General features: G+C 70.1%; 2 protein-coding genes. Both read right to left on the reverse strand.

All coding sequences use genetic code 11. The annotated features are described in order from the left end of the window. Nucleotides 1-497, reverse strand: a 497-nt coding sequence (locus FZ938_RS30350) for a DUF3382 domain-containing protein (RefSeq protein WP_149201871.1), incomplete at its 3' end; no start/stop codon positions are given. A 5-nt stretch (nucleotides 498-502) separates the two neighbouring features. After that, nucleotides 503-844, reverse strand: a 342-nt coding sequence (locus FZ938_RS30355; protein WP_425529390.1) for an ABC transporter permease subunit, incomplete at its 5' end; no start/stop codon positions are given.

An 844-nucleotide genomic window follows, 5' to 3' on the forward strand; every position in this document is an offset into this window, starting at 1 on the left:
ACGGCGACCGGGCCGATGTAGCGGCTGGCGTGCTGCACCTTGGCGGCGATGCGGTCCATCCGCTTGTCGCGGTCGGCCTGGGACAGCTTGGAGCGGCCGGTGGCCACCGTCATGGCGGCGCGCAGCGCGATGACGCCGCCGCCCAGCACCAGCACCAGGCGCAGCACCTGGGTCGGCATCGGCAGCACCAGCCCGACGCCGGCGCAGACCAGCGCCAGGATCAGCACCGGCAGCGCCATGCCCTGGCGGATCAGCCCGAGCCCGAGGCGGCCGAAGAAGACCAGGAGGATGGAGGCGATCACCTCCTCCGGCCGGGCTTCGATGCCGAGACCGGTGGGACGGTCGACCGTGCGCAGGCCCACCAGCGGCACGGTCAGCAGCAAGGCGACGAAGGCGGCGAGGCCGGCGTCCTTGATGGTGGCGGCCCAGTTGACGCCGGGGCGCTTGCCGTTGATGTGGTAATGGGGGTGCGATTGCGCGTGGGAAGGGGTGGTCATGGCGCTTACACCTTCTCGATCTCGGGCCGGCCGAGCAGGCCGGTGGGCCGGAAGATCAGGACGAGGACGAGGATGGAGAAGGTGGCGACGTCCTTCCATTCGGAGCCGACATAGCCGGACCAGAAGGCCTCGATCAGGCCGATGACCACGCCGCCGAGCATGGCGCCGGGCAGCGAGCCGACGCCGCCGAGCACGGCGGCGGTGAAGCTTTTCACGCCGGCGAGGAAGCCGATGTAGAAGTCGATGACGCCATAGATCAGCAGCACCATCATGCCGGCGACGGCGGCGAGCGCGGCGCCCATGACGAAGGTCAGCGAGATGACGCGGTCGACGTTGACGCCGAGCAG

This window comes from Azospirillum oryzae (genome assembly GCF_008364795.1).
GTDB classification, from domain to species: Bacteria; Pseudomonadota; Alphaproteobacteria; order Azospirillales; family Azospirillaceae; genus Azospirillum; species Azospirillum oryzae.